Annotated in this window: 18 protein-coding genes and 1 tRNA gene; 8 read left to right on the top strand and 11 right to left on the bottom strand. The window is 71.6% G+C overall.

Annotated features, from left to right (window positions below):
* Positions 1-48 precede the first annotated feature (48 nt).
* The 3 genes from rpoB to rplJ all read right to left on the bottom strand — a co-directional run bounded on the left by rpoB (position 49) and on the right by rplJ (position 5,005).
* The gene (gene rpoB / locus AC1DUE_RS14835; RefSeq protein ID WP_477040191.1) at positions 49-3,558 is read right to left on the bottom strand and encodes a DNA-directed RNA polymerase subunit beta; all 3,510 of its coding nucleotides are present in this window, start codon (positions 3,556-3,558) and stop codon (positions 49-51) included.
* Between the two features lie 439 nt (positions 3,559-3,997).
* Positions 3,998-4,390 (bottom strand): 50S ribosomal protein L7/L12, encoded by a 393-nt coding sequence (gene rplL / locus AC1DUE_RS14830; RefSeq protein ID WP_477040190.1) that lies wholly within the window; start codon positions 4,388-4,390, stop codon positions 3,998-4,000.
* Positions 4,391-4,471: 81 nt separating this feature from the next.
* On the bottom strand, positions 4,472-5,005 hold the full coding sequence (rplJ, locus tag AC1DUE_RS14825; RefSeq protein WP_477040189.1) for a 50S ribosomal protein L10: 534 nt from the start codon (positions 5,003-5,005) through the stop codon (positions 4,472-4,474).
* A 356-nt stretch (positions 5,006-5,361) separates the two neighbouring features.
* Here rplJ and AC1DUE_RS14820 point away from each other — a divergent pair, with 356 nt between their 5' ends.
* Together AC1DUE_RS14820 and AC1DUE_RS14815 are read left to right on the top strand one after the other, a co-directional pair.
* Positions 5,362-5,781 carry a DUF4383 domain-containing protein gene (locus AC1DUE_RS14820; RefSeq protein ID WP_477040188.1) on the top strand — a complete coding sequence of 140 codons (420 nt, stop codon included), beginning with the start codon at positions 5,362-5,364 and terminating at the stop codon, positions 5,779-5,781.
* Positions 5,781-6,332 carry a hypothetical protein gene (locus tag AC1DUE_RS14815; RefSeq protein ID WP_477040187.1) on the top strand — a complete coding sequence of 184 codons (552 nt, stop codon included), beginning with the start codon at positions 5,781-5,783 and terminating at the stop codon, positions 6,330-6,332. The genes AC1DUE_RS14820 and AC1DUE_RS14815 overlap by 1 nt, the downstream gene beginning before the upstream one ends.
* Before the next feature lie 3 nt (positions 6,333-6,335).
* Here AC1DUE_RS14815 and AC1DUE_RS14810 read toward each other — a convergent pair whose 3' ends face one another.
* The gene (locus tag AC1DUE_RS14810) at positions 6,336-8,807 is read right to left on the bottom strand and encodes a CHAT domain-containing protein (RefSeq protein WP_477040186.1); all 2,472 of its coding nucleotides are present in this window, start codon (positions 8,805-8,807) and stop codon (positions 6,336-6,338) included.
* A 247-nt stretch (positions 8,808-9,054) separates the two neighbouring features.
* Between AC1DUE_RS14810 and AC1DUE_RS14805 the strand changes: the two genes are divergently transcribed.
* From AC1DUE_RS14805 to AC1DUE_RS14795, 3 genes are all read left to right on the top strand, one after another.
* On the top strand, positions 9,055-10,461 hold the full coding sequence (locus AC1DUE_RS14805; protein ID WP_477040185.1) for a S8 family peptidase: 1,407 nt from the start codon (positions 9,055-9,057) through the stop codon (positions 10,459-10,461).
* Between the two features lie 68 nt (positions 10,462-10,529).
* The gene (locus AC1DUE_RS14800) at positions 10,530-11,159 is read left to right on the top strand and encodes an RNA polymerase sigma factor (protein WP_477040184.1); all 630 of its coding nucleotides are present in this window, start codon (positions 10,530-10,532) and stop codon (positions 11,157-11,159) included.
* Positions 11,140-11,646, top strand: a complete 507-nt coding sequence (locus AC1DUE_RS14795) for a hypothetical protein (protein WP_477040183.1) — start codon at positions 11,140-11,142, stop codon at positions 11,644-11,646. Before AC1DUE_RS14800 ends, AC1DUE_RS14795 begins: the two co-directional genes overlap by 20 nt.
* Before the next feature lie 79 nt (positions 11,647-11,725).
* Here the strand turns inward: AC1DUE_RS14795 and rplA are convergent, their stop codons facing one another.
* From rplA to AC1DUE_RS14770, 5 genes are all read right to left on the bottom strand, one after another.
* Positions 11,726-12,445, bottom strand: coding sequence for a 50S ribosomal protein L1 (gene rplA, locus AC1DUE_RS14790; RefSeq protein WP_477040182.1), 720 nt, complete (start codon positions 12,443-12,445; stop codon positions 11,726-11,728).
* A 77-nt stretch (positions 12,446-12,522) separates the two neighbouring features.
* The gene (rplK, locus tag AC1DUE_RS14785; protein WP_477040181.1) at positions 12,523-12,954 is read right to left on the bottom strand and encodes a 50S ribosomal protein L11; all 432 of its coding nucleotides are present in this window, start codon (positions 12,952-12,954) and stop codon (positions 12,523-12,525) included.
* A gap of 67 nt (positions 12,955-13,021) precedes the next feature.
* Complete coding sequence (gene nusG, locus AC1DUE_RS14780; RefSeq protein WP_477040180.1) at positions 13,022-13,831, bottom strand: transcription termination/antitermination protein NusG; 810 nt, start codon at positions 13,829-13,831, stop codon at positions 13,022-13,024.
* Between the two features lie 90 nt (positions 13,832-13,921).
* Positions 13,922-14,200 carry a preprotein translocase subunit SecE gene (gene secE / locus AC1DUE_RS14775; RefSeq protein WP_477040179.1) on the bottom strand — a complete coding sequence of 93 codons (279 nt, stop codon included), beginning with the start codon at positions 14,198-14,200 and terminating at the stop codon, positions 13,922-13,924.
* A 130-nt stretch (positions 14,201-14,330) separates the two neighbouring features.
* Positions 14,331-14,403: transfer RNA gene (locus tag AC1DUE_RS14770), tRNA-Trp, on the bottom strand.
* 255 nt (positions 14,404-14,658) lie between these two features.
* Here AC1DUE_RS14770 and AC1DUE_RS14765 point away from each other — a divergent pair.
* The 3 genes from AC1DUE_RS14765 (at position 14,659) to AC1DUE_RS14755 (ending at position 17,438) form a co-directional block, all read left to right on the top strand.
* Positions 14,659-15,882: a pyridoxal phosphate-dependent aminotransferase gene (locus AC1DUE_RS14765; protein ID WP_477040282.1), complete on the top strand. Its 1,224-nt coding sequence runs from the start codon at positions 14,659-14,661 to the stop codon at positions 15,880-15,882.
* 96 nt (positions 15,883-15,978) lie between these two features.
* Positions 15,979-16,995 (top strand): adenosine deaminase, encoded by a 1,017-nt coding sequence (locus AC1DUE_RS14760; RefSeq protein ID WP_477040178.1) that lies wholly within the window; start codon positions 15,979-15,981, stop codon positions 16,993-16,995.
* Between the two features lie 59 nt (positions 16,996-17,054).
* Positions 17,055-17,438: a GntR family transcriptional regulator gene (locus AC1DUE_RS14755; protein ID WP_477040177.1), complete on the top strand. Its 384-nt coding sequence runs from the start codon at positions 17,055-17,057 to the stop codon at positions 17,436-17,438.
* Positions 17,439-17,550: 112 nt separating this feature from the next.
* Here the strand turns inward: AC1DUE_RS14755 and AC1DUE_RS14750 are convergent, their stop codons facing one another.
* Positions 17,551-18,648 carry a UDP-N-acetylmuramate dehydrogenase gene (locus AC1DUE_RS14750; protein ID WP_477040281.1) on the bottom strand — a complete coding sequence of 366 codons (1,098 nt, stop codon included), beginning with the start codon at positions 18,646-18,648 and terminating at the stop codon, positions 17,551-17,553.
* A gap of 66 nt (positions 18,649-18,714) precedes the next feature.
* Positions 18,715-19,917 (bottom strand): MFS transporter, encoded by a 1,203-nt coding sequence (locus tag AC1DUE_RS14745; protein WP_477040176.1) that lies wholly within the window; start codon positions 19,915-19,917, stop codon positions 18,715-18,717.
* Between the last annotated feature and the right edge of the window lie 7 nt (positions 19,918-19,924).

Here is a 19,924-nt window from a genome sequence, read left to right as displayed (position 1 = left end):
GCGGGCGCCCGCCGCCCACCCTCACGGAAAGGGCGGCGGGGCTCGACGTCAGATCTCTTCGATGCTGCTGGCGTTCGGGCGCCGCGACAGGTCGATGCCGAGCTCCTCCGCTGCGCGGTAGACCTCGTCGTCGTTCTCCTTCATGTCGATGGAGACGCCGTCCGAGGAGAGCACCTCCACGTTCAGGCAGAGCGACTGCATCTCCTTGAGGAGCACCTTGAAGGACTCCGGGATGCCCGAGTCGGGGATGTTCTCCCCCTTGACGATCGCCTCGTACACCTTGACGCGCCCGGGGACGTCGTCCGACTTGATGGTGAGGAGCTCCTGCAGCGTGTAGGCAGCGCCGTACGCCTCGAGGGCCCACACCTCCATCTCGCCGAACCGCTGGCCACCGAACTGCGCCTTACCACCCAGCGGCTGCTGCGTGATCATCGAGTACGGGCCCGTGGAGCGAGCGTGGATCTTGTCGTCGACAAGGTGGTGCAGCTTCAGGATGTACATGTAGCCGACGGCCACCGGCTCCGGGAACGGCTCGCCGGAGCGACCGTCGAAGAGGCGGGCCTTGCCGTCACCACCGACGGTGCGGACACCGTCGCGGTTGGGCAGCGTCGAGGACAGCAGACCGGTCAGGGTCGCCTCGGGCACACCGTCGAACACCGGGGTCGCGACCGGGTTGCCGGCCGGCGACTTCGCGGCGATCGCGGGAACCTCGTCACGCCACGACAGGTCGTCGCCCTCGGCGATCTCGATGTCCCAGCCCTGCTTGGCCACCCAGCCGAGGTGCGTCTCGAGGACCTGGCCGACGTTCATGCGGCCGGGCACACCGAGCGGGTTCAGGACGACGTCGACCGCGGTCCCGTCCGCGAGGAACGGCATGTCCTCGACGGGCAGGATCTTGGAGATGACGCCCTTGTTGCCGTGACGGCCGGCGAGCTTGTCGCCGTCCGTGATCTTGCGGCGCTGCGCGATGTACACGCGGACCAGCTCGTTGACGCCGGCGGGCAGCTCGTCGCCGTCCTCCCGGCTGAACGTGCGGACCTCGATGACCGTGCCGGACTCGCCGTGGGGCACCTTGAGCGACGTGTCGCGGACCTCGCGCGCCTTCTCACCGAAGATCGCGCGGAGCAGGCGCTCCTCGGGGGTCAGCTCGGTCTCGCCCTTGGGCGTGACCTTGCCGACGAGGATGTCGCCGGCCGCGACCTCGGCACCGATGCGGATGATCCCGCGCTCGTCGAGGTCCGCGAGGACCTCCTCGGAGACGTTGGGGATGTCCCGCGTGATCTCCTCCGGGCCGAGCTTGGTGTCGCGCGCGTCGACCTCGTGCTCCTCGATGTGGATCGAGGACAGGACGTCGTCCTGCACGAGACGCTGCGACAGGATGATCGCGTCCTCGTAGTTGTGACCCTCCCAGGACATGAACGCCACCAGCAGGTTGCGGCCGAGCGCGAGCTCGCCCTCGTCCGTGGCGGGGCCGTCGGCGAGCACCGAGTTGACCTCGACGCGGGCGCCGGTGTCGACCAGCACGCGCTGGTTGTAGCTGGTGCCCTGGTTGGAGCGGCGGAACTTGGCGACGCGGTGCGTCGACGTGGTGCCGTCGTCGTTCGCGATGACGATCAGGTCGGCGGACACCTCGGTGACCACGCCCGGCTTCGTCGCGACGATGACGTCGCCCGCGTCGATGGCCGCACGCCGCTCCATGCCGGTACCCACGAGCGGGGCCTCGGAACGGACCAGCGGGACGGCCTGGCGCTGCATGTTGGCACCCATGAGGGCGCGGTTGGCGTCGTCGTGCTCGAGGAACGGGATCAGGGCCGTGGCCACCGACACCATCTGGCGCGGGGAGACGTCCATGTAGTCGACGGCCTCGCCGGCGACGTACTCGATCTCGCCGCCCTTGACGCGGACCAGGACGCGGTCCTCCTCGAAGGCACCGTTCGCCTTGAGCGGGGCGTTCGCCTGCGCGATGACGTGGCGGTCCTCGTCGTCGGCGGTCAGGTAGTGGACCTCGTCGGAGACCTTGCCCTTGATGACCTTGCGGTACGGGGTCTCGACGAAGCCGAACGGGTTGATGCGCCCGTACGTGGCGAGCGAGCCGATGAGGCCGATGTTCGGGCCTTCCGGGGTCTCGATCGGGCACATGCGGCCGTAGTGCGACGGGTGGACGTCACGGACCTCCATGCCGGCCCGGTCACGGGACAGACCACCCGGGCCCAGCGCGGACAGACGACGCTTGTGCGTCAGGCCGGCGAGCGGGTTGTTCTGGTCCATGAACTGCGACAGCTGCGACGTGCCGAAGAACTCCTTGATCGACGCCACCACGGGGCGGATGTTGATCAGGGTCTGCGGCGTGATCGCCTCGACGTCCTGCGTCGTCATGCGCTCGCGCACGACGCGCTCCATCCGCGACAGGCCCGTGCGGACCTGGTTCTGGATGAGCTCGCCGACCGCGCGGATGCGACGGTTGCCGAAGTGGTCGATGTCGTCGGTCTCGACGCGGATCTCGACGGCCTCGCCGGCGCGGCGGCCGGGCAGGGTCGGGAGGTCGATGTGCAGCGACGCGAGGTACTTGATCGTCGCGACGATGTCGTCACGCGAGAGCACCGAGTCGGCCAGCGGGACGTCCTCGCCGAGCTTCTTGTTCAGCTTGTAGCGGCCGACCTTGGCGAGGTCGTAGCGCTTCGGGTTGAAGTAGAAGTTCTCGATGAGCGCGCGACCGGCCTCGACCGTGGGCGGCTCGCCCGGGCGGATCTTGCGGTAGAGGTCGAGCAGCGCCTCGTCCTGCGTCTGGACGTGGTCCTTGTCCAGCGTGTCGATGACGGCCGGGTAGGCGGCGAACTCCTCGCGGATCTCGGCGTCCGACATGCCGAGGGCCTTGAGCAGCACGGTGGCGTTCTGCTTGCGCTTGCGGTCGACGCGCACGCCGACGTTGTCGCGCTTGTCGATCTCGAACTCGAGCCAGGCACCACGGCTGGGGATGACCTTGGCCGTGAGGACGTCCTTGTCGGACGTCTTGTCGGCCGTGCGCTCGAAGTACACGCCGGGCGAACGGACGAGCTGCGAGACGACCACGCGCTCGGTGCCGTTGATGATGAAGGTGCCGCGCTCGGTCATGAGCGGGAAGTCGCCCATGAAGACCGTCTGGCTCTTGATCTCGCCGGTGGTGTAGTTGACGAACTCCGCCGTGACGAACAGCGGGGCAGCGAAGGTGAAGTCCTTCTCCTTGCACTCCTCGGCCGTGTACTTCGGCGGCTCGAAGCGGTGCTCGCGGAAGGAGAGCGACATGGATCCGCCGAAGTCCTCGATCGGCGAGATCTCCTCGAAGATCTCCTCCAGACCGGCGGTCTCGGGGACGTCCTGGCGGCCGTTCTCGAGGGCCTTGGCCACTCGGGCCTGCCACTTCTCGTTACCGAGGAGCCAGTCGAAGCTCTCGGTCTGCAGACCCAGGAGGTCCGGGACCTCAAGAGGCTCGTGAATCTTGGCGAAAGAGATACGACGGGATGCGGTGCGGTTCGCGATGGCGTCGGCGGTCGGAGCAGAAGGGGTGCGCGAGGCAGCCAAAAGAGGGGTCCTTCCCAGCGGATCGAGTGCACGCTGCACTGGTCCCGGCTAGGCGCGATCCCCCGGCCGAGCGAGCCTGCCACGACGTGTACGAACGACGTGGGTGGGCTCGGGTTATACGGGATCGCGGGCACAGGCCAGCGCAAAGCGCTAGCATACTCATCCGCGCGGGTAAAGTCCACCCGCCATCGACACCCCTTGCGTCTCCCGTCTGTCGACGAGACCCGCCCGAGGCGTCCGGTCCGTGTCAGCCGCTCTGCTGCACGTGGCGACGACGTTGGCGCCGCGCACATGGTGGCACACCCGGCCGTGCCGACGAAAGTCCGCCTGTGGAAGGTTCGCCCGTGCGTTCCCCCGGATACAGCAACGAGGCCCGCACCCCCGGGGGGTACGGGCCTCGTCGGAACTCCGGCTCTCCGTGGAGATCCCGGAGGTCAGATCACTTGAGCGTGACGGTGGCGCCAGCGGCCTCGAGGGTCTCCTTGGCCTTCTCGGCGGCGTCCTTGGCGACACCCTCCAGGACGGCCTTGGGGGCGGCGTCAACGAGGTCCTTGGCCTCCTTCAGACCGAGGGACGTCAGGACGCGCACCTCCTTGATGACCTGGATCTTCTTCTCGCCGGCAGCCTCGAGAACGACGTCGAACGAGTCCTTCTCCTCCTCGACAGCGGCCTCGGCGGCGCCGCCGCCGGCACCCGGGGCCGCAGCAACGGCGACGGGGGCAGCAGCGGTGACCTCGAAGGTCTCCTCGAACGCCTTCACGAACTCGGAGAGCTCGATGAGGGAGAGCTCCTTGAACGCGTCGATGAGCTCGGTGGTGGTGAGCTTCGCCATGATGGCGGTTCCTTCCGTTCGGTACCCGGTGGCCGGTGCGGCCTACCTGGGCGGGGTTTCAGAGAGCCTGTGCCGAATGGCTCAGGCAGCGACCTCGGCCGACTCCTCGAGCTTGAGCCGGAGGGCGTCGACGGTGCGTGCAGCCTGAGCAGCAGGGGCGGTGAACAGGTAGGCCGCCTGGTAGAGCGACGCCTTGAACACGCCGGCAGCCTTGGCCAGCAGAACCTCACGGGACTCGAGGTCCGCGAGCTTGGTGACGTCCGCAGCGGTCAGGGTGCGTCCGTCGAGGACACCGCCCTTGATGACCAGTGCGGGGTTCGCCTTGGCGAAGTCACGCAGTCCCTTGGCCGCCTCGACCGGGTCACCGGAGACGAAGGCGATCGCCGACGGGCCCGCAAGCGCGTCGTCGAGGCCCTCGAGGCCGGCATCCTTGGCCGCGATCGCGGTCAGCGTGTTCTTCACCACGGAGTACGTTGCGTTACCGCTGAGCGCCTTGCGCAGCTTCTTGAGCTGAGCAACGGTGAGCCCGCGGTACTCGGTCAGCACAGCCGCGTTGGACTCGCGGAACAGGTCCGTGAGCTCTGCGACAGCGGCTGCCTTGTCCGGCCTCGCCATGGCAATCCTTCCGATGGTGGTGCCACCGGTCGTCACGCCCCACAAACGAAAGAGCCCCGCGCAGGCGCGGGGCTCGACATCCAGCTCGGCACAGGCCGAACCTTCCGGGAACACTCACCTGCGCTGGCCTCCGCGTGCTGCGGGACTTCGGGCGATCGCCATGCGCTCACTGCGTGGGCGCGCGACGGTCGACGACCGGCGGTCTTTGGATGTCCCCAAGGTACGGCATGGGCGGACGACCGACCAAATCCGGTACGCGACGCAGGACCCATCCGTTCTCGGCCCTGGTCCGAACACCCCGTGTACGCACCACACCGACCACCTGCACGGGGCTCCGGCCCCGAGAGGGGGAACCCATGTCCCAGTCACCCAACCGGCTCGTCGGCGCAGTCTTCGGCGTCGTCTACCTGCTCGTCGGCATCGCCGGCTTCTTCGTGACCACCGACGTCTCGTTCGCCGCGACCGACGGCCGGCCGCTCGTCGTCTTCGACGTCAACCCGCTGCACAACGTCGTCCACCTGCTCATCGGGGCGGCCCTGCTCGTCGCGTCCCGCACGGTCGGGTCCGCCAAGGCCGTGAACACGACCGTCGGCGCCGTCTACCTGCTCGTGGGCATCGTCGGGCTGTTCCTCGTCGGCTCGGCGGCGAACATCCTGGCGCTCAACGGTGCCGACAACGTGCTGCACTTCGCCTCCGCGATCCTGCTGCTCGGCGTCGGCCTGTCGGCCGACCGCTCCCCCGCACCGGCACCCGCCACGGCGACCTGGACCCCGTGATGACCGCGCTGCCGCTGCCGCACGAGGGCGCACGCGCGTTCATCGGCCGCACCTGGTCCGCCTACGCGGCCCTGGGCGCCGGCCTCGTGCTCCTCGCGCTCGCGGCAGAGCACCTCGCCGCCCACCTCGCGCTGGGGGTCGCGCTCGCGGCCCTCGGCGTGGCCGAGGTGCTCTGGGCGGTGCTCGCGCTGCGCGGTCCCGCGCCGGCACCTCGGACCGCGCTCGCCGTGCTCGTGGTCGGCGGCGCGGGCTGGCTCCTGACGGCCGTCCTCGTCGACGGGGCGCTCTCGGGCGCCGACGTCGCCGCGGGCGTCCTGCAGCTCGCCGGCGCCGTGCTGCTCGCCGTGACCCTGCGACCGGCGCTCGTCGTCGTGGTGGTGGAGGAGGAGCCCGCGGACGTCGCCCCCACGGAGGCCGGCACCGGCACCCGCCTCGCCGCGCTCACGCTCGGCTCGTTGCTGTTCGCGACCATCACCGTGCCGGGCCTCGCGGCGACGGACGCGGGCGACCACGCGCACATGCCCGGCATGTCCTCGATGCATCACGGCTGACGCTCAGGCGGCCCCGTGGGCGCTGAACGTGCACCAGTTGACGAACCCCTCGGGACTGTCCCGGTCGATGCGCCCGCGGGCCGCGTGCAGGGCGCGGGCGAGCGTCTGCCCCGCACGCAGCTCGAGGTGCAGCTCGAGCATGAGGTCGACGGCGGCCACGTCGGGCACGGCGGCGATGCTCGCGACGACGCCCGCGGTCCCCTGCGCCAGCATCGCCGAGACGAACCCGAGCACCTCGTCGCCCAAGTAGGCGACGTCCGCACCCGAGTGGCACGACGCCAGCACCAGCCGGTGGGGCGCCACCCCCGCGCCGTGCAGCTCCTGGACCGTCACCGGGCCGTCCGCGAGCAGCAGCGACGAGAACATCGGGTTGTCCGTACGCGGTGTGCCGTGGCACGCCAGGTGTGCCAGGTCGGCGTCCGCGAGCGCGGCGACCACCTCGTGCGCGCGGCTGTCCTCCGGCGCGAGCATCCGCGCACCCTCGTGCACCTGGGTGAGCGCCTCGACCTCCTCGCGGGCGCCGTCGAGGTCGGGACCGGCGACGAGTACCGTGCCGCCCGTGCCGGGGCGCTCGGCCGCGGCCCGGCGGGTCCGGACCCAGAACGTGGCCGACGGGGCCTGCGCGAGCGGCCCGTCATGCAGGCACGACCACGGCACCCCGTGCAGCAGGCCGACGGGCACGATGACCAGCTCGTCGTCGGGCGCGACGCCGAGCGGCGCGACCAGCAGTGCCCGGAGCCGGGCGATCCGCAGGTCCGCGCTGGCCCGCGCCGCGTCCGCAGCCGCCGGGCCACGGGGGTTCGCCAGCCGCCGCAGCGCGAAGAGCAGGGGCCGCAGCTCGGACTCGACGTCCGCCTCGTCTCCGAGCTCCACGAGCCTGGTCCGGCGGGGTCCGACGACGACCGCGACGAGGCGCCCCTCGAACCTGCCGATCTCGACCAGCGTCCGGCCGTCGAGCGCGGCGCGCAGCCGCGCGACGCCCAGCCGGTTCAGCTCGCCCCCGGTGGCCGGCCCGGCACCGGGGCGCGACCAGTCGGCGGCGGAGAACCGGGGTCCGTCGTCGACCTCGAGCGTGGCCGAGCGGCCGTCGCGACCTGCCGCCGGACCGGCCTCCAGCGCGGGGCGCTCCGCGAACGGGGCGTCGGGCGGGGGCGTCCGGGCCAGCAGCGCGGCCGCGCGGGTGCGCTCCATCCACGCGAGCGCCCTCGCCGGCGACCCGCCGGCCAGCACGACCCCGAGGCCGATCTCCCCGAGCTCGGCGCCGTGACCCGACGCCAGGGCCCGCAGCTCGATGGTCGGCAGCGCGGAACGATGGACGGCCAGGTCGCGCAGCCCGGCGCGGCACTCCGTCAGGACGTCGCTCGGACGGCGAGCCGCCCGCGCGGCCAGGGCGCCCGCCACCCGGCCCCGGAGACGGACGAGCACCGGACCGCTGCGCGCCAGCGCCTGCGCGCGCGCGAGGGTCTCGACGGCGTCGCGCGGCCGGTCCACGCCCAGGGCGACCCGCCCGGCGACGAGGTACCCCTCGACAGCGCTCTGCGGGTTGCCTGCCCGCTCCAGGCGCGCCGCCGCCCGACGGGACAGGGCCAGCTCCGGCACGCCCGCGGCGCCGGCCTGCATCCTCGCCTCGACCCCGATGAGGACGGCGCGGTCCCGCCAGCCGCTGCGGCGCTGCCGCCGGGCGCTCTCCGCGGCGGCGTCCGCGTGCTCCGTCGCCGCGACGACGTCGCCCGTCAGCAGGGCGATGCGGGCGAGCCTGAGCTGGGCCTCGGTGACCATCATCAGCAGCCCGGAGGCCTCGAGGGTGGTCATGGCGCTGCTCGCTGCGGCCGCGGCCTCGGGGAGCAGCCGCAGGTCCATCATCACGTCCGCGTACTCGGTGTAGTACTCGCCGAGAGGCATGCCGGACGCCGTGTACTCGCGGGCCGCGATCTCGAAGTCGCGCATCCCCTCGTCGAGCCGTCCGGCACGCACCGCGATCCACGCGCGGGTCTGGAGCAGCGGCCCGAGCAGAGCGCGCCGCCGGTCCCGGACGAGCTCCACCGCGAGGTCGGACCGCTCGAGCGCACGGTCGTAGTCGCCCCGCTCCGCCAGGATGAGCGCCAGGTTGTTCGCGGCGATGGCTCGGCTGCGCTCCTCGAGACCCCCGCCGTCCAGGAGGGCCTGGTAGCCGTCCTCGGCCGCGCCCAGCCGGCCGGCGTTCTGGTCGACGATGGCCCGCGACAGCATGACCCTGGCGCGCAGCTCCGTGTGGTCGACGCTCGCCGGGCCACCGCGGTCCAGGGCCGCGAGCGCAGCGTCGAGATCGCGTGCGGACGCCGCCGCCCGACCGAGCTCCTGCAGGACCGCCGACCGGCTCGTCAGGACGTTCGCCTCGACGAGCGCAAGATCGTGGCGCCGCGCCAGCCGGACGGCCTCGTCGAGCAGCCGCTTCGCCGTGATGTCGTCCCCCCGAGCGCGATGTGACGTAGCCAACACCCTTAGGCTCAGAGCAAGGAGCTCCGGGTCCCGCCGCCGCCGCGCCGTGGCGACGAGGGCGGCTGCGCGGGACTCCGCTGCACGAGGATCGACATCGACCTCGACGAGCATCTCCGTCGCACGTATCAGGAGCTCTTCCCGGCCCTCTATACGAGCGAACGGACTGTCGCTCGACGTCGGCGGCTCGTTTCCGAGCCCAGGCGGGCACATCTCTCGGAGTCTAGGCGGAAGGCATGGAGCACAAGTGAGCGAAAACTCGCAGGGCCCGGAGCCCGGGCGGCCGTTCGGACGCGACTACCACGCGGGTCCGGCGGGGGCCGACGTCGCCCCGACCGTCCGCAGGCGCGTGCAGCGGCAGGTCGACGACCTCGCGCAGCGCAGCAGTGACGCCGGTCTGCGCCGACGTCTGAACAGCGCACTGGCCGACCGCTGGTCGCTGCGCCGGGACACGCGGCTCGCGGTCCTGACGAACGACCGCGGCACCGAGTCCATGGTCGTGGCCGGCGAGCTCCTGCTCACCACGACCTCCTGGGCGGTGCCCAACGTCCAGGCGTACGTCGCTCGTCGCGGCCTGGCCCAGGCCGACCTCGGCTGCGTCGACCTCGAGAGCCGCCTGGTCCGCGTGGTCACCACCGGCCCGACGACGACCCAGCACCTCGAGGACACCGTCGCGGAGCTGCGGGAGCGCGGCGCGGAGGCGTCGCTCACGCACATCACGCCGTTGGCTCCGGTGGTGAAGCCGCAGAGCGGGGTCTCGGTCCCGACCATCGGCACCTTCGACGAGTACACGCCGTACTCCACGGGCGACAACAGCTCGGGCGCACGCGTGGCGATCGTCGACACGGGGATCGACGGGACGCTGCGGACGGACGGCTGGCTCACCGGCATCCCGCGGATTACCGCCGACGACCCGGCGACCGACGGCGACGACGTCAACGTCGACCCGCTCGACGTCGACCCCGGTGACGGCTACCTGGACTTCTCCGCCGGCCACGGCACGTTCGTCAGCGGGATCATCGCGCAGGTCGCGACGAACGCCGACATCACCGTCTACCGGGCGCTCGGCTCCGGCGGCACCGGCAGCGAGCTCGAGGTCGCGTGCGCACTGATCCGGGCGGTCCGGGACGGCGCCCAGATCGTCAACCTGTCGCTCGGGACGCAGACGCAGTACGACCAGCCGTCCCTCGCCCTGCGCGCCGCGCTCGAGGTCGTCCACGAGATCGAGGTCGACCGGGGCGAGGAGGTCCTGGTGGTCGCCGCGGCGGGGAACTTCGGGGACACCGCCCCCGTCTGGCCCGCGGCGTTCAAGCGCGTCATCTCCGTCGGCGCGCTCACCGCGGACCTGCGGCCCAGCGCCTTCTCCAGCCGCGGCTGGTGGGTGGACTGCTCCACGGTCGGGGAGGGCATCCTGTCGACCTTCGTCTCCGGCGAGCAGTCGCCCGACTTCACGTCGGACCCGGAGTCCTTCCCCGTCGACGCCTTCGCCCGGTGGAGCGGGACCTCGTTCGCGGCACCGCAGGTGGTGGGGGCCATCGCGCGCCTCATGCACGAGCGCGGGCTCGGCCCGCGAGACGCCTACGTCCAGCTGCTGGCCACCGGCAGGCCCCTGCCGGACTTCGGCCAGACCTTCAGCATCCTTCCGGGCGTGTAGAGATGCTGGGCACAGTGTGGCGGGCGCGCCATGATGGCATCCACGTCGACAGACGAAAGGATGGACGCGTGGACAACGACGACCCGTACCGAGCGTGGGACTCGCCGGCGCTGGTCGCGGGTGCGCTCGACGGTGACCAGGGTGCCTGGACCGAGATCGTCCGTCGGCACGCACCCGCCGTCATCGCACGCGTGCGGCAGTTCCGTCTCACCCCGCACCAGGCCGAGGACGTGGCGCAGACCGTCTGGCTCAACCTCCTCGAGAACCTCGACAAGCTCCGCGACCCGCACGCCCTTCCGGGCTGGATCGCGACGACGGCGCGGCACGAGTGCATCCGCGTCACCAACCTCAACCGTCGCACGGTGCCGGTCGACCCCCAGGGCGGCCGGCTCGACGGGGCCGCAGAGTCCGACCTGGACCAGCGGATCCTGCTGGTGGAGCGCGAACGGGCGCTGCGGGAGGGGCTCGCCGAGCTCCCGACGCACCAGCGAGAGGTGCTGCTCATGCTGGCGGTGGACCCACCGCTGAGCTATGCCGAGATCGCCGAGAAGCTCGGCGTACCCATCGGCTCGATCGGCCCCACCCGGGGTCGAGGCCTCGCGCGGCTCCGTGAGACGGCCGCGATCAAGAACTATGTGGCGGCCTGGACGGCCTCCGCAGCTGGAGAAGGAGGCCGCGATGTCCTGGCACTCGGATGACCGCGCCCACACACCTTGGGCGAACGACGACGCACTGGGGTCCGACCTGGTGACCGCCGTCGCGGAGGCAGACCTCTACGACCGGGTCCTGGCGAGCGCCGACCTGGCGTTCCGCGCGCACCGCGGGATGGTCGACGCCCGCGCCGGCCTGGAGATGGATCTGCTGCTGCTCGAGCTCGTCTACGACTCGGGTGCGCTCGACGCGACCGCCGGCGTGCGCGACCGCTCCGGCGGCACGTCCCGCACCCTCGTCTTCGAGGGCGACGCCCTCAGCGTCGAGGTCGAGGTCGAGACAGCCTCGATCGAGGGGCAGCTCATCCCGCCCCGGCCCGGCCACGTGACGCTGCGGACGCCGTCCGGCGACGTCGCGTCGGTCGACACCGACGACGTCGGGTACTTCCGGTTCGACCTGCGCCCCGACGGGCCCCTGCGGCTGGAGTGCAGCAACGGAGAGGGCACCTGCGTGACGCAGTGGCTCCCGTACTGATCTCTCGGAACTGAGTCGTCGAACGACGAAGGCCCGGTCCCCACGGGGACCGGGCCTTCGTCGTTCGTTCAGATCCAGATCAGGCCGCGTCGTCCTCGGAGGTGAGGTTCCGCGTCTTGTTCTGGTCGACCAGGATGCCGGGGCCGTTCGTGGTCGAGAACGTCGCCTTGGCGATGTAGCGACCCTTCGAGGCAGACGGCTTCAGGCGCAGGATCTCGTCGAGCGCTGCGGCGTAGTTCTCCACCAGCTGCACGTCGCTGAACGACGTCTTGCCGATGATGAAGTGCAGGTTCGCGTGACGGTCCACGCGGAACTCGATCTTGCCGCCCTTGATGTCGGACACGGCCTTGGCCACGTCCATCGTCACGGTGCCGGTCTTCGGGTTCGGCATGAGACCACGCGGGCCCAGGACCTTGCCCAGTCGACCGACCTTGCCCATGAGGTCCGGCGTCGCGACGGCGGAGTCGAAGTCGGTGTAACCGGCCGCGACCTTGTCGATCAGCTCGTCGCCACCGACCTCGTCGGCGCCGGCGGCGCGGGCCTGCTCGGCACGCTCACCCGTCGCGAAGACGATGACGCGGGCGGTCTTGCCGGTGCCGTGGGGCAGGTTGACCGTGCCACGGACCATCTGGTCCGCCTTGCGCGGGTCCACACCGAGGCGGAAGGCGACCTCGACGGTCGCGTCGTACTTGGTGGTCGACGTCGCCTGCGCGAGCCGGACAGCCTCGAGGGGGGCGTAGAGCGTCCCCTCCTCGATCTTCTCGGCGGCGTTGCGGTACGCCTTGCTGTGCTTGGCCATCTGCTTGGTTCTCCTTGGTAGCAGTCGTGGTCTGTCGGGCCGCACATGGCCCTGCCACTGGGGGTGTTACGGGGAAATCAGCCCTGGACCGTGATGCCCATCGACCGGGCGGTGCCGGCGATGATCTTCTCGGCCGCGGCCAGGTCGTTCGCGTTGAGGTCCTCGAGCTTCGTCGTCGCGATCTCGGTGATCTGCGCCTTGGTCAGCGAGGCGACCTTGACGGTGTGGGGCGTGGGCGAACCCTTGGCCACACCGGCGGCCTTCTTGATGAGCTCGGCGGCCGGCGGCGTCTTCGTGATGAAGGTGAACGAGCGGTCCTCGTACACCGTGATCTCCACGGGGATGACGTTGCCGCGCTGCGACTCGGTCGCCGCGTTGTACGCCTTGCAGAACTCCATGATGTTGACGCCGTGCTGACCGAGCGCCGGACCGATCGGCGGCGCGGGGGTGGCCGCGCCGGCCTTGATCTGGAGCTTGATCAGGCCGGTGACCTTCTTCTTCGGGGGCATGCTGAACTTCCGTTCTGTGTTGTGGGCCGACGCCGTGGGCGATGACCCGGTTGCAGGCTCGAACAGGTCAGATCTTGGCGACCTGGCTGAACGAGAGCTCGACCGGGGTCTCCCGGCCGAAGATGGAGACGAGCACCTTGAGCTTCTGGTTCTCGGCGCTGATCTCCGAGATCGTCGCCGGCAAGGTGTCGAAGGGGCCGTCGGTCACGGTGACCGACTCCCCGATGGTGAAGTCGACCTTGATCGCCGCGGCGGCCTTGGCGGCGCTCGCGGCGGTGGTCGGGGTCTTGGGCTCGAGCGACGGCGCGAGCATCGAGAAGACCTCGTCGAGCGTCAGCGGCACGGGCTGGTGCGTGTGGCCGACGAACCCGGTGACGCCCGGGGTGTGCCGGACGGCGCCCCACGACTCGTCGGTCAGGTCCATGCGCACCAGGACGTAGCCGGGGATCCGCACGCGCTTGACGACCTTGCGCTGCGCGTTCTTGATCTCCACGACCTCTTCCATGGGGACCTCCACCTGGTAGATGAAGTCCTCCATGTTCAGGCTCTGGCGACGGTTCTCCAGGTTGGCCTTCACGCGGTTCTCGTAGCCGGCGTAGGAATGGATGACGTACCAGTCACCCAGCTGGCTGCGGAGCTGGGACTTGAACGTGGCGACGGGGTCCTCGTCGACGTCGGGCTCGGCCTCGACCTCGTCGTCCTCGTCGACCTCGAGCTCAGCGTCAGCCTCGACCTCGCCGTCGGCGTCGCTCTCGGTGGCGTCGACGAGATCGACACCCTCGGTGTCCCCGGCGGACGCCTCGACGGCCTCGACCGACGCGATGGCGTCGTCGAGCTCGATCTCGGCGCCCGTGGGCTCCTGCGACTCCTGCGACACGTGCAACCTGCCTTCTCTAGCGAGTGCGCCCCGGCGTGCCGGAGCGGTGAGCGCCCCACCGGAGCGGGGCGACTGAGGGACGAGCGGGCGTCAGCCGCCGAAGACCCAGAACGTGAGCTTGCCGACCGCCAGGTCCACCACGGTCACGAACGCCATGATCACCGCGACGAACACGAGCACGACGCTGGTGTAGGTGATCAGATCCGATCGCGTCGGCCGGACGACCTTCTTGAGCTCGCCCTTGACCTGACGGAAGAACAGAGCGATCCGGGCGAACAGTCCGGGACGCTCCTTGCCCTTCGCGGGCTTCGCCGGGCGCGCCGCCGAACCCTCGGCGTCGGACGCCGCAGCCGGTGCTGTTTCGCTCACGTCTGGCCCCTACGTCTCGTGGTGGTCGGGCTCCGTACGGAACCCGACGATCGGACGGGCCGACGCGTCGCGCCGGACCGACCGGCGGTCCTGCTCACCGCCCTGCCCCGGGAGGGGCCGAGCAGATGCGCAGGGTAGACAGGACTCGAACCTGCAACCTGCGGTTTTGGAGACCGCTGCGCTACCAATTGCGCCACTACCCTTCGGCGGCCTCGGCCTCCACGACGGTCCGTGCGCCCGAGGGCGCGCACCGACGGACACCACCCGCAGGGGGGTCCGTGCAGGCTCCCGGTGCACTGCTGCGCTGCAGTCGTTCTAGGCAGGCACAGCTCGCCGGGGCACGGCTCATCATGGCGGATGTCAACCGCCGGGGGTCCACTGTACGCGACGCGAGGGGCTGGGTCGAACTGCCCGATCCGTGAAATGTGTGGGCACTCCCCCACGTGACCTCTGCCACTATGGGGGCCGTGAGCGAGCAGACGTCCTCCCCCCGTCCCCGCGTGTCCGCCCGACTGGCCGCGATCGCCGAGTCGGCGACGCTCGCGGTCGACGCCAAGGCCAAGGCCCTCAAGGCCGCCGGACGTCCGGTCATCGGCTTCGGCGCCGGTGAGCCCGACTTCCCGACGCCCGGGTACATCGTCGACGCGGCCATCGCGGCCGCGAAGGACCCGGTCAACCACCGCTACACGCCGGCCGCCGGGCTGCCCGCGATGCGCGAGGCGGTGGCGGCCAAGACGCTGCGCGACTCCGGCTACGAGGTCAAGCCGTCGCAGGTGCTCGTCACCAACGGCGGCAAGCAGGCCGTCTACCAGGCGTTCGCGGCGATCGTGGACCCGGGCGACGAGGTGCTGCTGCCCGCGCCGTACTGGACCACGTACCCCGAGGCCATCCGCCTCGCGGGCGGGGTGCCCGTCGAGGTCTTCGCCGGCGCCGACCAGGGCTACCTCGTCACGGTCGAGCAGCTCGAGGCCGCTCGCACCCCCAAGACCAAGGCGCTCCTGTTCTGCTCGCCCTCCAACCCCACCGGCGCGGTCTACTCCCCCGAGCAGACGGCGGCCATCGGACAGTGGGCGCTCGAGCACGGGATCTGGGTCATCACCGACGAGATCTACGAGCACCTGACGTACGACCACGCCGTGTTCACGCCCATCGTGCGCGTGGTGCCGGAGCTCGCCGACACGACGATCGTGCTGAACGGCGTCGCGAAGACCTACGCCATGACCGGCTGGCGCGTGGGCTGGATGATCGGTCCCGCCGACGTCATCACGGCCGCGACCAACCTGCAGTCGCACCTGACGTCCAACGTGGCCAACGTGTCGCAGCGCGCCGCGATCGCCGCGCTCACCGACGACCTGGCCGCCGTCGAGGAGATGCGGTACGCGTTCGACCGTCGCCGGCGCCTGATCGTGGAGATGCTCAGCGTCATCGACGGCTTCGAGGTCCCGGTCCCCCAGGGCGCGTTCTACGTGTACCCGTCGGTGCAGGGCGTGCTCGGTCGCACCATCCGCGGCGTCACGCCGACCACGTCGGCCGAGCTGGCCACCCTCATCCTCGAGGAGGCCGAGGTCGCGGTCGTCCCCGGCGAGGCCTTCGGGCCCAGCGGCTACCTGCGCCTGTCGTACGCCCTCGGCGACGACGACCTCGTCGAAGGCATCAGCCGCATCCAGGCGCTGCTCGCGTAGGGCCGGCCCGTCGCCGTGGACGCGCGCGGCCTGGACGCTCCGGCCGACGGGTGGATGTGGACCCAGCCGACGAACCACGGCTGACACACTGACCCCGTGCGAGACCTTGCCACCCTCCCCAAGGCCCACCTGCACCTCCACTTCACCGGGTCGATGCGGGTCTCGACGCTGGCTTCGCTGGCGCAGCAGCACGGCCTGCACCTGCCGGACGCGCTGCTCGACGACGACCCGCTGCGCGTGCCGGCCGACGAGCGCGGCTGGTTCCGGTTCCAGCGGCTCTACGACGCCGCACGGGCCTGCGTCCGGTCCGAGGCGGACATGCGTCGGATCGTCGACGAGGCCGCGGCCGACGACGCCTCGGAGGGCTCTGGCCGGCTCGAGATCCAGGTGGACCCGACCTCGTACGCACCGTTCGTCGGCGGCATCACGCCGGCGCTGGAGATCGTGATCGACGCCGCCCGCTCGGCATCGCTCGCCCACGGCATCGACATCGGGGTCATCGTCGCGGCGTCCCGGATGCGGCACCCGCTCGACGCCCGGATCCTCGCGCGCCTCGCCGCGCACCACGCCGGCGACGGCCCCGGCCAGGTGATCGGGTTCGGCCTGTCCAACGACGAGCGCCGCGGCGAGACCGCCGAGTTCGCGCACGCCTTCGGCATCGCCCGCGACGCCGGCCTGGCGTCCGTGCCGCACGGCGGCGAGCTGCTCGGGCCCGCGCACGTCGAGGCCGTCGTCGACCATCTGCTCCCCGACCGGCTCGGGCACGGCGTGCGGTCCGGCGAGGACCCCCGGGTGCTCGACCGGGTGGTGTCGTCCGGGATCGCGCTCGAGCTGTGCCCCGCGTCCAACGTCTCGCTCGGCGTCTACCCGACCGCCGCCGACGTGCCGCTGCGCGCGCTCGTCGAGGCCGGGGCGACGGTCGCTCTGGGCGCGGACGACCCGCTGCTGTTCCGGTCGCGTCTCGTCGACCAGTACGAGCTCGCACGGTCGGTGCACGGCTTCTCCGACGACGAGCTCGCCTCGCTGGCGCGTGCGTCGATCAACGCCAGCCGCGCGTCCTCGGCGGTCAAGGCCCGCCTGCTCGCCGGCGTGGACGGGTGGCTGGCCTCCTGAAGCGTGCGTGTGACCGCTAAGGCGAGACTGTCCCCATCCACCGACACAGGGAGCCATCGATGACCACGCAGCTGGAGGTCGACGTCCGCTCAGAGGTGCCCGCTTTCGAGCAGATCCGGGAGCAGGTCGTCGCACACGTGGCCGCCGGGCGGATGGTGGCCGGGGACCGGTTGCCGACGATCCGCGCGCTGGCCACCGACCTCGGCCTCGCACCGGGCACCGTGGCCCGCGCGTTCCGCGAGCTGGAGGCCGAGGGGATCGTGGAGACACGTCGTCGTGCCGGGACCGTGATCGCGGCGGGGGCGTCGGTGCCCGCGGACGTCGCCCGGCGGGCGGCCGAGGTCTATGTCGCGGCGGTCCGCGCGGCCGGGCTCGCCGACGACGAGGCGCTCGACCTGGTGCGCGGTGCGCTGCTGGGCGAGGCGACGTCCGAGCGGGTCTGAACCGCGAGGGCGCTCGTCGAGATCGACCTCTCGGCGCGAGATCGGCGGTGCGACCTGACGATCTCGCGGCGACAGGTCGATCTCGTGCCGCGTCAGGTGCCCGGCGGTGAGGTTAGAGGCTGACGCCGACCAGGACCGGCTCCGGCTCGAGGGTGAGGCCGAAGGTGGAGACCACGCCTGCGCGCACCTCGCGCGCGACCGCCAGCAGGTCCTCGGCAGTGGCGCTCCCCCGGTTCGTCAGGGCGAGCGTGTGCTTGGTCGAGAGGGTCGCCGGGCCGGGGGCTCCGAAGCCGCGGGAGAAGCCCGCCTTCTCGATGAGCCAGGCGGCGCTCGTCTTGACCAGGCCGTCGCCGCCCGGGAACCGGGGAGCGTCGGACGGCAGGTCGTCGGCCTGCGACGGCGTGAGCAGCGGGTTGGTGAAGAACGAGCCTGCGCTCCAGGTGTCGTGGTCGGCGGGGTCCAGGACCATGCCCTTGCCGGCGCGCAGTCCCAGGACCGCCTCCCGGACCTCCGCGAGCGGCGCGCGCTGGCCCACCTCGATGCCCAGCGTCCGCGCGAGCTCGGGGTAGACGACCGGGCGGGACAGGTCGCCGGGGCGCAGCTGGAACGTCACGTCGAGCACCACGTACCGCGGGGTCGGCGACCACGGCGCCTGCGGGTCGTCGGCCGAGGGTCCGTGCATCGACCGCTTGAGCAGGGAGGTGCGGTAGCCGAACGCGAGCGTCACCAGCGGGAGCGTCCGGACGCGAGCGCGCGCACGGTCCCAGACGCGGACGAGCGAGATGCTCTGGGACACCTCCTGGCCGTACGCCCCGACGTTCTGCACGGGCGTCGCACCGGTCGAGCCGGGGATGCCCGACAGCGCCTCGAGGCCGGTGAGCTCCTGCTCGACCGCGTACCGCACGACCTTGTCCCACGGGGTGCCGGCCGGGACGGTGAGCGTGGCGCCAGCGCACGCGGAGGCGTCGGGCACGTCGATGCCGGACCGGACGTCCCGCACGACGACCCCGTCGAAGCCCGCGTCCGCGACGAGCAGGTTGGATCCTCCGCCGACGACGAGCAGCGGCTCACCGTCCGCGTCCGCGGCGCGGACCGCGTCGAGCAGCTCGGCCTCGGTGGTCGTCTCGACGTACCGGGTCGCGGGCCCGCCGACGCGCAGCGTCGTGAGGTCCGCGAGCGTGGTCCCGCCGGCACGGACGGACGGCCACACGATCGTCGGGGGGACGCTCGCGGGGGAACAGTCGTCGGTGCTCAGCTCGATCTGCACACGTCCAGGTTAGTCCTGAGCCGCGACCTTCAAGGGCGCGGCGGCGCTCACGACGCACAGGCCGAGCACGATCGGCACGATCACGACGAGCAGCGCGTGCCGGTAGCCGACGTGCTGGGCGAGCAGCCCGATGAGCGGCGGGCCGGCGAGGAACGCGCTGTAGCCGATGGTCGCGACGACGCTGACCCGGGCCGGCGCGCGCTTGGGGTCGTCCGCCGCGGCGCTGAGGCCGACCGGAAAACCGAAGGCCGCACCGGCACCCCAGGCCACGACGCCGACGAGCGCGAGCCACAGCGGCCCGGCGAGCGCGAACACGACCAGGCCCACCAGGGACAGCAGGGCGCACAGCCGCAGGACGACGACGCGACCGCGCCGGTCGAGCAGCGCACCCCCGAACCAGCGCATGGTCGTCATGGCCGCGACGAACACGCCGAACGCCAGCGCGCCGAGCGCCTCGGCGGTGCTGAAGCCGTCGACGACCGCGAGGCTGACCCAGTCGTTCGCCGAGCCCTCGGTGAGCCCGGCGGCCAGCACGATCAGCCCGATCAGCAGCGTGCGCGGCTCGAGCCATGCGGCGAGCGCCCCGCGCGCACCCTTCTCCGGTGCGTCCTCGTGCGCGACCGCGGCCTCGTCGGCCGGGGCCAGGAACCTGCGCACCGCGAAGCCGACGACGACCACGGACGCGATCACGGCGATCGGGACGTGCACGACCACGGGCACGTGCAGGGCGGCGAGGACCGCCGCGAGACCGGCCGCGGCGACCGTGCCGAACGAGAACCCCGCGTGGTACCGCGGCATGATCGTGCGCCCGAGGTGCTGCTCGACGGCAGCGCCCTCGAGGTTCATCGCGGCGTCCCAGACGCCGGTCCCGATGCCGAACAGGACGAGGCCGAACCCGACGACGAGCACCTGGCCGAGCGCCACCCCGACGGACGCGATGACGAGGCCGGTCGCGTTGAGCACCGCGAACGCGAACACGGTCCGCCGGGCACCGAGCCGTTCGACGACCATGCCCGACAGCGGCAGCGACACCAGCGACCCGACCGCGCCGACGAGCAGGAGGGCACCCATCTGCGCGGGCGAGAAGTCGAGGCCGTCGCGGATGGCGGGCAGGCGCGCGGCCCACGTCGCGAAGTTGAAGCCGTTGAGGAAGAAGACGACGAAGACCGCCACCGAGGCGCGCTCGACGAGGCGCGCGTGCGAGACCGTCACGGGTCGA

The organism is Cellulomonas sp. P4_A2, assembly GCF_056402515.1.
Note: the sequence above shows the minus strand (reverse complement) of the source record. Positions and strands in the feature narration are given on the sequence as shown.

Coding starts and splice junctions, on each gene's coding strand:
- rplL (WP_477040190.1), bottom strand. CDS start 4,390: ATGGCGAAGCTCACCACCACCGAGCTCATCGACGCGTTCAAGGAGCTC.
- rplJ (WP_477040189.1), bottom strand. CDS start 5,005: ATGGCGAGGCCGGACAAGGCAGCCGCTGTCGCAGAGCTCACGGACCTG.
- AC1DUE_RS14820 (WP_477040188.1), top strand. CDS start 5,362: ATGTCCCAGTCACCCAACCGGCTCGTCGGCGCAGTCTTCGGCGTCGTC.
- AC1DUE_RS14815 (WP_477040187.1), top strand. CDS start 5,781: ATGACCGCGCTGCCGCTGCCGCACGAGGGCGCACGCGCGTTCATCGGC.
- AC1DUE_RS14795 (WP_477040183.1), top strand. CDS start 11,140: ATGTCCTGGCACTCGGATGACCGCGCCCACACACCTTGGGCGAACGAC.
- rplA (WP_477040182.1), bottom strand. CDS start 12,445: ATGGCCAAGCACAGCAAGGCGTACCGCAACGCCGCCGAGAAGATCGAG.
- rplK (WP_477040181.1), bottom strand. CDS start 12,954: ATGCCCCCGAAGAAGAAGGTCACCGGCCTGATCAAGCTCCAGATCAAG.
- AC1DUE_RS14765 (WP_477040282.1), top strand. CDS start 14,659: ATGGGGGCCGTGAGCGAGCAGACGTCCTCCCCCCGTCCCCGCGTGTCC.
- AC1DUE_RS14755 (WP_477040177.1), top strand. CDS start 17,055: ATGACCACGCAGCTGGAGGTCGACGTCCGCTCAGAGGTGCCCGCTTTC.